The following is a 12129-nucleotide window of genomic DNA, read 5'->3' as shown; positions in this document are numbered from 1 at the left end:
CCGCTAGGGCGGCGTCGGCAACAGCAGGCGCGCGCTCAGCGGCAGGTGATCGGAAATCTGCAGGGTGTCCTGCTGCAGCACCCGGGCGCTCAGGCGCTGCAGCTTGGGGCTGTGGAACAGGTAGTCCAGGGTGCGGTCCGGGCCGTTCAGGCGCGGGTCGTTGGGGTAGTGGGTCAGCCAGGCGCTGCGCTCGGCACCACCGGCTTCGGCGTTGCTGGGGATCATCGGATACTTGTCCCACAGCAAGTGCAGGTCGCTGTCGGCGCCATAGTGCTGGCGCTGCTCGGGGGTGAGCCGGCGGTACTGGCCCAGCGGCAGCAGGTTGAAGTCGCCACCGATAAGCCACGGCGTGCCCTGGCTTTCCAGCTTGTCGAGCAGCGCGCCGAGCTGGCGCACCTGCTGGCGCTGGATATCGCTGCCGGGAACGAAGGGCGCCAGGTGCGTGTTGAGCACCGCCAGCGAGCCGCCATCACGCAGCGGCAGGTAGCTGGCCAGCACCGCCTGTTGCGGCTGCAGCAGGCGGCTCAGGGCGTTGTCGGGGGCCGAGGGCAGGGCCAGGCGTTCGGCCTGCTGGATGGGGTAGCGGCTCAGGGTCGCCAGGCCGCGGCCGACGCTGCCGAACACATGCCGGTCGGGCACGAAGTCCGCCTTCCAGTCGTAGGCCTGCACCGCACAGGGGTAGAGGTCGGCCAGGCGCTCGCGCAGCAGGGCCAGCTGGTCCTGGTAGGCGCTGGCCTTGGCGTTGGTGTCCAGTTCCTGCAACAGCACGATGTCGGGGTTGTCGGCGCGGATCACCCGCGCCACCTCGTCGAGGTTGAACGCCAGGTCCTGTTCGGTAGGGAGGGTGTCACTGCCCCGGCCTTCGTCATACCAGAACACGTAGCCCTTGCCGGCCAGGTACTGGATGTTCCAGCTCATGACCTTGAGCATCTGGCCCGGCACCAGCGGCGTGGCCGTGCCACGGCAGGCCACCGGCAGGGCCTCGCGCGGCTCGGGTTGCCAGCTCAGGTGACTGGCCAGCAGCCACAGCAGGGCAAGTATCAGCAGCAGGGTCAGCAGGGCATTGCGCAGTAGTCGGATCATCGGCTCGGCTTGGCGTCGCAGGTGAACCCGCAGCATACCCGAGCCGTTCGTCGCCTGCTTGGTTCAGCTCGGGTCGCGGGCCAGCGGCGGCTCGGTGACCAGCATGAACATGCGAAAGCTCACCAGGGTGCTGAACAGGGTGAGGAAGCCGTTGAAGCTGCCCACCAGCAGTTCCAGCCACAGCTCGGGCTCTTCGCCGATCAGGCTGCGGGTCAGCGCATCGATCAGCCATAACGGGATCATGGCCACGATCATGCACACCAGGATCTGCCAGAAGTGGCCCTTGCACAGCTCGAAGCTCTGACGCATGGCCGGCAGCGGTTGCAGGCCGCGCAGCACAAGCAGGTACTCGGCGAACACCAGGTTGACCATCACCCAGATGCCCGGAAGGATGAACAGCGCGCAGCCGGCCACGATCAGCAGCAGGCAGACGATCATCAGCAGCGCGAACGAGGGCCACAGGCGCAGCGACATGGCCAGCAGGTCGCGCTTGCGCGGCTCTTCACCCTGGCTGCGGGCGTCCAGGTAGAGGATCAGTGCGCCGCTGTAGAGCGGGTAGAACACCAGGCCCAGCAGCATGCCGTAGGCCAGGGTACGGGTCTGGCTGCCGAACTGTGCATAGATCGCCTGGGCCAGCAGCGTTTCGATGACGATCAGCGGCAGGCACAGCTTGGCGATGCTCAGCAGGTGGCGGCGGAAGAAATACAAGGAGTCTTGCAGAACGCTAAGCGGATTCATCAGTCGATATCGCAGTGACAGAGCAGGCCGCTACTTTAGCCCAGCGGTCGAACCTGAACAAAGTTTCATGCCGCGGGCCGATTGAATCGCCCATGCTGGAACCCCATCTAGTGCTCACCTGTAATCCCCCGGCTATCCAGTGAGGTCGCCCCATGAACCACGAAGAACAAACCTTGATCGACGGCCTGTTCGGCCGCCTCAAGCAAGCCGAGAGCGAAGGCGCACCGCGTGATGCCCAGGCCCAGGCGCGCATTGCCGAGCACCTGCAGCAACAGCCGTCGGCCCCTTACTACATGGCCCAGGCGATTCTGGTGCAGGAGGCCGCGCTCAAGCGCCTCGATGAACAGAACAGGCAATTGCAGGCCGATCTGAACCAGGCCCGCGCACAGGTGGCGGCCACTGCGCCGAGCAGCGGCGGCTTCCTGTCGAGCATCTTCGGCGGGGGGGCACGGCAACCCGAGCCGCAGCCGCAGCGCGCGGCCCAGCCGGCCCCGGCACCTGCCACCAGTGGTGGCGGCTGGCGTGAACCGGCCAGCGGCTTTGGCGGGCCCGGCGTGGCCCCTCAGCAGCAGGGTTTCAACGCCGCGCCCCAGGCCGCACCGGCCCGCGGCGGCGCCAGCAGCTTTCTGGGCGGTGCACTGCAGACCGCCGCCGGCGTGGCAGGCGGGGTGATGCTGGCGCAGGGCATCAGCAGCCTGTTCGGCCATCATTCGTCGCAGCCCCAGGAAGTCACCGAGATCATCAACGAAGCCCCGGCACCGGCCAGCGACAGCGGCTGGGGCGGCAACGACGAGCAGCGCCTGACCGCCGACAACGGTGGCTACGGCAATGATCAGGGCGGCTTCATGGACACCGACTACGGTGACGATGGCGGCGGCTTTTTTTCGGACGACGATTCCTTCGTCTGAGCCGCGCACATACCCGTACTGCCGTCAGGCTGGCATACTGGGCGCCGAAACGGCCCCGGTATGCGGGGCCGGCCCCTGGCGTGACGAGGAAGTGCGGTGAAGAAGATTGCGGTGTTCGCCGATGTCCAGAACCTCTACTACACCGTGCGCCAGGCCTATGGTTGTCATTTCAACTACGCCGCCTTCTGGGCGCGCGTCAGCCAGGACGGCGAGATCGTCGAGGCGGTGGCCTATGCCATCGACCGCGGCGACAGCAAGCAGCAGCAGTTTCAGCAGATCCTGCGCAACCTCGGTTTCACGGTCAAACTCAAACCCTATATCCAGCGCAGCGACGGCTCGGCCAAGGGCGACTGGGACGTGGGCATCACCCTGGACGTGATCGACGCCGCCTCGCGGGTCGACGAAGTGGTGCTGGCCTCCGGCGATGGCGATTTCGACCTGCTGCTGGAACGGGTGATCAACCGTCATGGCGCCGAAGCGGTGGCCTATGGCGTACCGGGGCTCACCGCCAACTCGCTGATTCGCGCCGCCACCCGCTATGTGCCCATCGAAGGCGCACTCCTGCTCAAGCACTGAGAGCTACCCGAGGTTTTTGTGGAACGTATTGCGGTCATCGACTTTGAAACCACCGGCATCTCGCCGGGTGCCTACTGCCGCGCCACCGAAGTGGCGGTGGTGATGCTCGAACGCGGGCGCATCGTCGATCGCTACCAGAGCCTGATGAATGCCGGCGTGCCGGTACCGGCCTTTGTCGCCGGGCTGACCGGCATCACTACCGCCATGCTGCGCGGTGCGCCGGCCAATGCGCAGGTGATGAACGAGGTGGCCGAGTTCGTCGGCAGCACGCCCTTGCTGGCGCACAACGCCTCGTTCGACCAGAAGTTCTGGGACTACGAACTGAGCCTGATCGGACGCTCGCGGGTGCAGTCGTTCGCTTGTTCGATGCTGCTCTCGCGGCGCCTGCTGCCGGCTGCGCCGAACCACAAGCTCGGCACCCTGACGCGCTGGGCCGGGCTGCCCGACACCGGCACCGCTCACCGGGCCATGGCCGATGCCGAGATGGCCGCCAACCTGGCCCAGCACCTGGCCGGCGAACTGCGCCAGCGCCACGGTATCAGCGAGGTGTCGCACCCGCTGTTCTGCAGCCTGCAGAAGGTCCCGGCAGCCAAGGTTGCCGAAACCCTCAAGCGCTACCGCTAGGCTTTCTTGCCGTTGCTGTCGAGCTGGCCGAGCGGCACCCGTCGCTCTACCGCGCTGGACAGGATGATCGAGGTCTTGCTGAACCCGAACTGCGCCACGTGGTTGATCAGCTCTTCGAGTTCCGGCATCGAGCCGACCGCCGCCTGCATGATCACGCACGGATCGCCGGTGACCCGGTGGCACTCGGTGATCTGCGGGATACGCGCCAGGTCCTCATAGGTCTGCTGGTTGCCGTGGCTGGCCAGGCGCAGCTCGATCACGCACTGGATCGGCAAGCCGATCCGGCTCATGTCGACCTTGGCCTGGTAGCCGGTGATGACCCCGCTGGCCTCGAGCTTGGCCACCCGTTCGGCCACCGCCGGGGCCGACAGGTTGACCTTGCGCGCCAGTTCGGCGAAGGAGGCGCGGCCGTTGTCGAGCAAGGCGGCGAGGAGCATGCGATCGTACTTGTCCATGGGGCGTGGGTACCAGGTGTTGAAACGATGGCGAAACGGGCAAACATCCGTTTTTTCGAAAGTATGGTGGCCGTATAAACAGGGTTTGTAACTTAAAATTACCCGTTTGGCTTTCTAAACTACAGCTCCAAAACCCTGATTTCGAGCCTCCCATGCCTGCCTCCCGTCGCTTTCCGCTGGTGCTGATCGGTGCCTTCCTGGCCTTGTACCTGGTGTGGGGGTCGACCTATCTGGTGATCCGTATCGGTATCGAGTCGTGGCCACCGCTGCTGATGGCCGGGGTGCGCTTTCTGATTGCCGGCAGCCTGCTGTATGGCTTTCTGCGCTGGCGCGGGGTGCCGGCGCCCAGCTGGGCGCAATGGAAGGCCGCCGGGGCCATCGGCATATTGCTGCTCAGCTGCGGCAACGGCGGCGTGACCCTGGCCGAACATGCGGGCGTGGCGTCCGGGGTCGCAGCCCTGGCGGTGGCGACCGTGCCGCTGTTCACCCTGGTGTTCGGGCGATTTTTTGGGCACCGCAACACGCGTCTGGAATGGGCCGGTATCGGCCTTGGCCTGGCCGGCATCGGCCTGCTCAACCTGGGCTCCAACCTGCAGGCCAGCCCGCTGGGCGCGGCGCTGATCCTGTTTGCTGCAGCGTCCTGGGCCTTCGGTTCGGTGTGGAGCAAGAGCCTGCCGCTGCCGGCCGGGCCGATGGCCAGTGCCGCCGAAATGCTGGTGGGCGGCGCGGCGCTGCTGCTGGGCAGCGTGCTCAGCGGTGAACGCATGACCCAGATGCCGACCGCTGCCGGCTGGGGGCGTTACTCTATCTGGTGTTCTTCGGTTCGATCCTGGCCTTCAGTGCCTACATGTACCTGCTCAAGCATGTGCGCCCGGCGGCGGCCACCAGCTATGCCTACGTCAACCCGGCGGTGGCGGTGCTGCTGGGCATCCTGTTCGCTGGCGAGCAGATCGGCGTGGAGGAGTGCGTGGCGATGGCGGTGATCATCGGCGCGGTGGTGTTGATCGGCGTTCCGCAATGGCGCAAGGTGCCGGCCAGCGTGGCCACCCCGGCTGACGCCTTGAGGGGTGAGTTGTCCAAGTGAAGCGTCGTATTGCCATGGCAGGCTTGTTGGTTGGGATGCTGTCCGGTTGTGATGAACAGGAAGTCGGCCTGGAGTTTCAGGTATCGGTTATCGACAATTACGCCCACGGCCATGCAGACCGGTATTACGCCGAAGCGGTCCGTAACCTGCTGGCCGAACAGCAGATCGACCTGGCCCGAGTGGAAATGTGGGCCGACGACGAGACCCATTGGGTGGTGAACCTGCGCATGCCAGGCGACGTATTGACCCCGGCGCGGCGTGAGGCTCTGCAGGCAACGGTCGACGCCGTGCTGGCTGCGCGCCAGGCAGTCACCGGCAACGTCACCCTGACCCTCGCGGATCAACCTGACCAGCCGATCGCGTTGCGGTTGGCCTTCCCCAACGATGTCGCGATCAAGAGCCATCCTACGCTCAGCGAAGCGATGCGCTCGCTGATCGAGAACACGGCGCGCGGCGAGGTCGATTGCCGGGTCCCGGTGAGGCTCAGGGCCAACCTGCCCTTCGAGGTGCTCGACTACAGTCAGGGCGTGATGACGCTGCGCACCCCGGACCAGAAGCTCAGGCGCACGCCGGTTCGCCTGGAATTCGCTGATGGCGGGTTGCGTAGTCAGGTAGCGCGCGGCCAGGTAGCCGTCAGCTTCAGCCGCGAGAAGGACCGCGACCACATGATCTTCGAACTGGGGTCGCTGGGCATGCACAGCTGGACGCCGATGTCGGCGCGCGATTCGAGCCTGAACGAGATCTACGGCCTGTGCCGTTCGCGCGCCAGCCAGCTGGGCAGGCCGCTGTCGCTGTTTGTCGGCAATGGCCTGGATCGCCTGACGTACGTGTACCTGCCGCCTGTGGATTGAAGCTCGGTGAACCCGCGCGAACAGGGTAAACTTGCGCCATTGCTGAATTCCCCAGACGGTATTGCCATGACATTCGCCAAACTTGGCCTGATTGAACCCTTGCTGCGCGCGCTCGAGCACCTCAAGTACACCACCCCGACACCGGTGCAGGCGGCGGCCATCCCGGCCGTGCTGGCCGGCCGCGACCTGATGGCGGCGGCGCAGACCGGCACCGGCAAGACTGCCGGCTTCGCCCTGCCACTGCTGCAGCGCCTGGTGATGGAAGGCGAGAAGGTCGCCAGCAACTCGGTACGAGCGCTGGTGCTGGTGCCGACCCGCGAGCTGGCCGAACAGGTGCACGCCAATATCGTCGAGTACGCCGAACACCTGCCGCTGCGCACCTACGCGGTGTACGGCGGGGTGAGCATCAACCCGCAGATGATGAAACTGCGCAAGGGCATCGACCTGCTGGTGGCCACGCCCGGGCGCCTGCTCGACCTGTTCCGCCAGAACGCGGTCAAGTTCAACCAGTTGCAGGCGCTGGTGCTCGACGAGGCCGACCGCATGCTCGACCTGGGCTTTGCCGAAGAGCTGCGCTCGATCTACGCGGCGTTGCCGGTCAAGCGTCAGACGCTGCTGTTTTCCGCAACCTTCTCCGACGAGATCCGCCTGATGGCCGGGCAGATGCTCGATGACCCGCTCAGCGTCGAGGTCAGCCCGCGCAACGTGGCGGCCAGCAGCGTCAAGCAGTGGGTCGTGCCTGTGGACAAGAAGCGCAAGCCCGAGCTGTTCATGCACCTGCTGCGCAAGCAGCGCTGGAAGCAGGTGCTGGTGTTCGCCAAGACCCGCAACGGTGTGGATGCGCTGGTGGAGCGCCTGCAGGCGCAGGGCGTGAACGCCGACGGCATCCATGGCGATCGCCCCCAGGCCACGCGCCAGCGTGCGCTGGACAGCTTCAAGGCGCGCGAGATCCAGATCCTGGTGGCCACCGATGTGGCGGCGCGCGGGCTGGATATCGACGACTTGCCGCTGGTGGTCAACTTCGATTTGCCGATCGTGGCCGAGGACTACATTCACCGTATCGGGCGTACCGGGCGTGCGGGCAATACCGGCGAAGCCATTTCGCTGGTGTGTGCCGACGAGGTGAACATGCTGTCGGCCATCGAGATGCTCACGCGCAAGACCTTGCCGCGCCATGAAGAGCCGGATTTCGTGCCGGAGCACCGGGTGCCGGAAACCGACGCCAGCGGGCAGGTGGTGAAGAAGCCGAAGAAACCGAAGAAGCCCAAGCAGGGCAGCGGCAAGGGCAGCCTGGGGCGCTGGACCGACAGCGGGGATACCCCCGCAGCCGCGCCGCAGGTCAAGCCGGTGCGCAAGGTGCCGACGTTCAATACCGGGCCGCGCAAGCGCAAGCCTTGATTGGGCACGGGCTGCGCTGCAGCCCTTTCGCCGGCAAGGCCGGCTCCTACAAGGGCTGTGCGTACCCTATAGGCGCCGGCCTCACCGGCGCAGCCACTCCAGCACCCCCAACCCCGCCCTTCGCCCACTGGCAAAGCACGCCGTCAGCAGGTAGCCGCCGGTCGGTGCCTCCCAGTCGAGCATCTCGCCCGCACAGAACACCCCCGGCAACCGGGTCAGCATCAGGTGCCGATCCATCGCCTCGAACTTCACGCCGCCGGCGCTGCTGATCGCCTCGTCCAGCGGGCGCGGTCGTACCAGCGTGATCGGCAACGCCTTGAGCGCTGCCGCCAGGCGCGCCGGGTCGGCAAACACCCCGGGCCCGGTCAGCTCGCGCAGCAGCGCCGCCTTCACCCCGTCCAGGCCCAGCTGACCGTGCAGGTGCCTGGCCATCGAGCGCGAACCACGGGGTTTGCGCAGCGCCGCCTCGATCTTGTCCACAGGCCGGTTCGGCAGCAGGTCGAGCAGCACCGTCGCGCTACCTTCGCGGTTGATCGCTTCACGAATCTGCGCCGACCAGGCATACACCAGGCTGCCCTCGACGCCGCCCTCGGTCAGCACGAACTCGCCCAGGCGCGGCGCCTGGCCGGCCAGGCTCAGGGCGATGTTCTTCAGCGGTGCACCGGCGAACCTGCCCTTGAGCACGTCGCTCCAACCCGTTACCTCGAAGCCGCTGTTGGCTGCCTGCAGCGGCGAGATTTCCACACCCCGCGCCTGCAGCCAGGGCAGCCAGGCAGCGTCCGAGCCTAGCCGCGCCCAGCTGCCGCCGCCCAGCGCCAGCACCACGGCATCGGCCTGCACGCTCACCTCGCCCTGTGGACAAGTGATCCGCAGGGCGCCGTCGGCATCCCAGCCGTGCCAGCGATGCCGGGTGTGGATAACTACCCCGGCATCGCGCAGGCGCTTGAGCCAGGCGCGCAGCAGCGGGGCGGCCTTCATGTCGCGCGGAAACACCCGGCCGGATGTCCCGACGAAAGTGTCGATGCCCAGGCCGTGTATCCATGCCCGCAGTGCGTCGGCATCGAAGCCGTCGAGCAGGCGCGCGATGTCGTGTTCGCGTTCTGCATAGCGTGAGATGAACGCGGGGTAGGCTTCGGAATGGGTGATGTTCATGCCGCCCACGCCCGCCAGCAGGAACTTGCGCCCCACCGAGGGCATGGCGTCGTACAGGTCTACCCGCACACCGGCCTGGCTGAGGACCTCGGCGGCCATCAGCCCGGCCGGCCCGCCTCCGATAATGGCAACGTGGGGGGCGGTGGTTGGGGGAGTATCGGTCATGGGCGGCTGCAGGCTGGGGATAAAAGAGCGGGCATTCTACCCGACACGGCCCCGCCCAGGCACTGTACAAAAAACGATCAGTACGGTGCAGGCCCCGTGCCACAAGGGCCGGATGGGCTTGCGCTCAGGTTATCCACAGGCAGCTCCACAGTCATTGTGGGTAATCGAGTACCCGTTGTGCGCTGTGGTGCAGGATGCCGTGGCGTCGGGCCAGGGCGTGGCGGTCCTTGCTGTAGCCGCCGCCGATCAGGCCAACCACCGGGATATCGCGCCCCAGGCAGTGGCGCAGCACGGCTTCGTCGCGGGCAGCGACGCCTGCGTCGGTCAGTTGCAGGTAGCCCAGCGCATCGTCCTTGTGCACGTCCACGCCGGCGTCGTACAGCACCAGGTCGGGCTGGTACAGCGGCAACAGGTAGTTCAGCGCGTCGTGCACCACCTTCAGGTAGTCGGCGTCGCCCATGCCGCGCGGCAACGGGATGTCCCAGTCGCTCTGGGCCTTGCGTGCCGGAAAGTTCTGTTCGCAGTGCAGCGACACGGTGATCGCGTCCGGGGTGTCGTGCAGGATGCGCGCGGTGCCATCGCCCTGGTGCACGTCGCAGTCGAAGATCAGCACCCGGTGCACGCGCCCGGCTTCGAGCAGGTAGCGGCTGATCACCGCCAGGTCGTTGAAGATGCAGAAGCCGGCCGGGTGATCGTAGTGGGCGTGGTGCGTGCCGCCGGCCAGGTGGCAGGCGATGCCATGCTGCAGGGCCTGTTCGGCGGCCAGCAGCGAGCCGCCGACCGCGCGCACGGTGCGCCGTGCCAGCGCTTCGCTCCAGGGCAGGCCCAGGCGACGCTGGTCTTCGCGGCTCAGGTCGCCATTCATGTAGCGCTCGATGTAGCCCCGCTCGTGGGCCAGGGCGAGGATGTCGCTGGGGCAGAGCTCGGGGCGCAGCAAGGCCGCATCGGTGGTCAGGCCGCTGTCGACCAGGTGGTCGCGCAACAGGCGGAACTTGTCCATCGGGAAGCGGTGCCCGGCAGGAAACTCCGGGCTGTAGTCGTCGTGGTAGATCAGGGGCAGGGGCATGGCAGCTTCTAACCGGGGCAGGCCTCGATCTTGCCAGTTGCTGTACAGCCAGCGCCAGCGATCTACACTGCGCGCAGGTTCTCGACAGGGGTGCACCCATGCTGGCTTCCTGGACGTTCTGGGCGATTCTGTCGGCGATATTCGCCGCCTTGACCGCCATATTTGCCAAGGTTGGCGTGACCGGCATCAATTCGGACTTCGCCACCCTGCTGCGCACGGTGGTGGTGCTGGTGAGCCTGGCGCTGATTCTGTTCGCCACCGGCCAGTACCAGTCACTGGGGTCGATCTCGCCGCGCAGCTACCTGTTCCTGCTGCTGTCGGGGCTGGCCACCGGCGCCTCGTGGATCTGCTACTTCCGCGCCCTGCAGCTGGGGCAAGCCTCGCAGGTAGCGCCTGTGGACAAACTCAGCGTGGTGCTGGTGGCGGTGCTCGGCGTTACCCTGCTGGGCGAGCGGCTCGACCTGCGCCAGTGGGGCGGCATCAGCCTGATCACTCTGGGCGTAGTGATGCTGGCATGGCGTTAGCGCGCAGAGGTGTTGCCGGTAACTCCAGCGGTGCCTGCAGCGCGGTGCGGCCATAGAAGCACAGCGCGGTCGGCAGGCAGGTCAGCCAGACGAAGATCCCCGCCCAGAAGGTGTGCGACATGTAGTGCCAGCCCTGCATCACGCGGGTGGTGCCGTACACCATGCCCAGCAGCACGATGAACCCCAGCAGCTTGCGTGCGTGCACCCAGCGCCAGCGGCGGGCCACGAAGTACAGCGCCATCAGGGTGAAGCCGCTGGAGGCATGCCCGCCGGGCCAGCAGCGCCCGTCACCGGCCTTGTGCAGCAGGTCGAACTGTTGGTACCACTCCAGGCGCGGATGGGTACCGCCGTAGAATGTGGTCTCTACCGGGCAGTACACCCCGGTGTGGCTCTTGAGGTAGTGAATGATGGCGGTGCACAGTGCGAATGCCACCACCACGAACAGCAGGTCGCGCCGGTGCCGGGTGGTGAAGCGCAGCACGCCGGCAATACGGCTGCGTTGCAGCAGCCGGGTGGCGGCGGCCTGCGGATGGCGGGCGAAAAGCGGCCACACGAAGGACAACAGGGCGCCGATCAGTGCGGCTTCGCCTGTCCAGTTGGGCAGGACGCGGGGCCACTTGTGGGTCACTTTCTCGAACCAGGCGTCGTGCAGCAGGGTGAACTGGCCGCTGGCCGGGTCGATGAACAACTGGCTGAACCAGCGGTCGAGGCCGGTGAGGTCGAAGGCCACGAACACGACCAGTGCCAGCAGCAGGGGCAGGCCCAGGTGGGTGAGGTAGAACGACTGGCGTGGCGACATGCTCATTGCTCCGCCCTGGCCAGCAGCTTGCGCCATTCGGGGGCGTTCATGCGGCCGAGGATTCTCGGTTTGCCGCTGGCGCCCACCGAGACGAATACGGCTTCGGCGTAGGCGCTGGAGCGTTCGCCACCGGGCACGTTCAACTGGCGTTCGAGCTGGTCGATGCAGCCGCTGTGGGTCACCAGCACCAGGTTGCGCTCGGCGGCCTTGCGCGCCAGGGCGTTGTCGGCGAACCCCTTGTTGCATTGCTGCAGCCAGTCCTCACTGGCTGCCAGCTTGCCGAACATGAAGTGTGCGGTTTGCTGGGTGCGGGTCAGGGGGCTGGCCAGTATGTCGGCATGCTCCAGGCCCAGGCGCTGCAGCCCTTCGCCCACCTGCGCCGCAGCCTGGCTGCCCGCCTGGGTGATACCTTGCGGATCATCCAGGCACGGGTTGCGCGAGCGGTCGCAACGCTCGGCATGCCGCACCAGCACGATGACTTCACCTTTGGCCCAGTCGGCATACACACCGCTGTTGCGCATCTGTCTTTCGCTACCCAGGTCCACGATCGCCAACCCTCTGACCAGCCACAGGCTTGAAACGGCCAGTGCAAGCAAGGTGCACAGGCCCAGCAGGAACGTCGCCGAAGGCAGGCGTCGTCGTCGCCCCGGACGGGCTGGGATCAAGGTCTGGTCGAGTACTGCATCGTGCAACATGGGGCCGCTCC

Annotated in this window: 13 protein-coding genes and 1 pseudogene; 7 read left to right on the top strand and 7 right to left on the bottom strand. The window is 66.6% G+C overall.

The features are described from left to right. Positions 1-3: 3 nt before the first annotated feature. Both LOY33_RS22415 and LOY33_RS22410 read right to left on the bottom strand, forming a co-directional pair. Complete coding sequence (locus LOY33_RS22415; protein WP_258660148.1) at positions 4-1083, bottom strand: endonuclease/exonuclease/phosphatase family protein; 1080 nt, start codon at positions 1081-1083, stop codon at positions 4-6. 63 nt (positions 1084-1146) lie between these two features. Continuing rightward, positions 1147-1821, bottom strand: coding sequence for a hypothetical protein (locus LOY33_RS22410; protein ID WP_043863873.1), 675 nt, complete (start codon positions 1819-1821; stop codon positions 1147-1149). A gap of 152 nt (positions 1822-1973) precedes the next feature. Between LOY33_RS22410 and LOY33_RS22405 the strand changes: the two genes are divergently transcribed. The 3 genes from LOY33_RS22405 to LOY33_RS22395 all read left to right on the top strand — a co-directional run bounded on the left by LOY33_RS22405 (position 1974) and on the right by LOY33_RS22395 (position 3929). Then, complete coding sequence (locus LOY33_RS22405) at positions 1974-2729, top strand: DUF2076 domain-containing protein (RefSeq protein WP_054916353.1); 756 nt, start codon at positions 1974-1976, stop codon at positions 2727-2729. A 96-nt stretch (positions 2730-2825) separates the two neighbouring features. Next, entirely contained in the window at positions 2826-3305 is a 480-nt protein-coding gene (locus LOY33_RS22400) for an NYN domain-containing protein (RefSeq protein WP_258660146.1), read from the top strand. Positions 3306-3323: 18 nt separating this feature from the next. Further along, positions 3324-3929, top strand: a complete 606-nt coding sequence (locus LOY33_RS22395) for a PolC-type DNA polymerase III (protein WP_253086433.1) — start codon at positions 3324-3326, stop codon at positions 3927-3929. Here the strand turns inward: LOY33_RS22395 and LOY33_RS22390 are convergent. Beyond that, complete coding sequence (locus tag LOY33_RS22390; RefSeq protein WP_043863869.1) at positions 3926-4384, bottom strand: Lrp/AsnC family transcriptional regulator; 459 nt, start codon at positions 4382-4384, stop codon at positions 3926-3928. The two genes, LOY33_RS22395 and LOY33_RS22390, sit on opposite strands and share 4 nt — an antisense overlap. A 152-nt stretch (positions 4385-4536) precedes the next feature. Here LOY33_RS22390 and yedA point away from each other — a divergent pair. From yedA to LOY33_RS22375, 3 genes and pseudogenes are all read left to right on the top strand, one after another. Further along, positions 4537-5468: pseudogene (yedA, locus tag LOY33_RS22385) on the top strand (drug/metabolite exporter YedA). Further along, entirely contained in the window at positions 5465-6319 is an 855-nt protein-coding gene (locus tag LOY33_RS22380; protein ID WP_258660145.1) for a hypothetical protein, read from the top strand. Before yedA ends, LOY33_RS22380 begins: the two are co-directional and overlap by 4 nt. Positions 6320-6385: 66 nt before the next feature. Beyond that, entirely contained in the window at positions 6386-7717 is a 1332-nt protein-coding gene (locus tag LOY33_RS22375) for a DEAD/DEAH box helicase (protein ID WP_054916356.1), read from the top strand. A gap of 81 nt (positions 7718-7798) precedes the next feature. Here LOY33_RS22375 and LOY33_RS22370 read toward each other — a convergent pair whose 3' ends face one another. Both LOY33_RS22370 and LOY33_RS22365 read right to left on the bottom strand, forming a co-directional pair. Then, the gene (locus LOY33_RS22370) at positions 7799-9034 is read right to left on the bottom strand and encodes a TIGR03862 family flavoprotein (RefSeq protein ID WP_258660144.1); all 1236 of its coding nucleotides are present in this window, start codon (positions 9032-9034) and stop codon (positions 7799-7801) included. A 151-nt stretch (positions 9035-9185) separates the two neighbouring features. After that, a complete protein-coding gene (locus tag LOY33_RS22365; RefSeq protein WP_054916358.1) occupies positions 9186-10100 on the bottom strand; it encodes a histone deacetylase in 915 nt (304 codons plus the stop codon). A 98-nt stretch (positions 10101-10198) separates the two neighbouring features. Between LOY33_RS22365 and LOY33_RS22360 the strand changes: the two genes are divergently transcribed. Continuing rightward, positions 10199-10624, top strand: a complete 426-nt coding sequence (locus LOY33_RS22360; RefSeq protein ID WP_043863863.1) for an EamA family transporter — start codon at positions 10199-10201, stop codon at positions 10622-10624. On the opposite strand, the gene LOY33_RS22355 is transcribed toward LOY33_RS22360, so the two are convergent. Further along, the gene (locus tag LOY33_RS22355; protein ID WP_258660143.1) at positions 10590-11423 is read right to left on the bottom strand and encodes a phosphatase PAP2 family protein; all 834 of its coding nucleotides are present in this window, start codon (positions 11421-11423) and stop codon (positions 10590-10592) included. The two genes, LOY33_RS22360 and LOY33_RS22355, sit on opposite strands and share 35 nt — an antisense overlap. Before the next feature lie 2 nt (positions 11424-11425). Then, positions 11426-12118, bottom strand: coding sequence for a histidine phosphatase family protein (locus LOY33_RS22350; protein ID WP_081315119.1), 693 nt, complete (start codon positions 12116-12118; stop codon positions 11426-11428). Positions 12119-12129 lie beyond the last annotated feature (11 nt).

The sequence above is a fragment of the Pseudomonas sp. B21-036 genome (genome assembly GCF_024748925.1).
GTDB lineage: Bacteria > Pseudomonadota > Gammaproteobacteria > Pseudomonadales > Pseudomonadaceae > Aquipseudomonas > Aquipseudomonas palmensis.
The sequence above is the reverse complement of the archived record's forward strand: the minus strand, read 5'-3'. Positions and strand labels throughout refer to the sequence as shown.